The organism is Pyramidobacter sp. C12-8 (genome assembly GCF_002007215.1).
GTDB lineage: Bacteria > Synergistota > Synergistia > Synergistales > Dethiosulfovibrionaceae > Pyramidobacter.
This window is the reverse complement of the sequence record NZ_MUHX01000088.1, coordinates 1-329: the sequence shown is the minus strand read 5'-3', so window position 1 is coordinate 329 and position 329 is coordinate 1. Positions and strand designations below refer to the sequence as shown.

Below are 329 nucleotides of genomic sequence, written 5' to 3'. Positions count from 1 at the left end.
GAGCGGAGTGGTGCTGTTGATTTCTTTCTCGCCCGCCGGCGTCTCTCCGTCTTTGATGGTCCATTTGGACGCGTTGTTGATGGTGGTGCTGAGGTTGTCGATCTTGTTCTTGGTGGCGTCGTCGAGGCCGATGGTCATTTTCTTGGCCGTGCTGTCATACTCGGCTTCCACGTAGTTTTTGCCGGCGAATTCCAACGTATTGCCGGCGACGATGGGGCCTTCATTCGCTCCCGCTTTCACTTTGAAGCCGCCGGCGAGGTTCTGCACGGTGGTGTTGTTGGCGATCTGGTTGTTGATGGCGGTGTTCAGGTTGGCGGTGTTGACTTTGT

General features: G+C 56.2%; 1 protein-coding gene. It reads right to left on the bottom strand.

The window, feature by feature from the left end:
• The coding region (locus B0D78_RS13000) for a hypothetical protein (RefSeq protein ID WP_168170139.1) at positions 1-329 on the bottom strand (329 nt) is incomplete at both ends.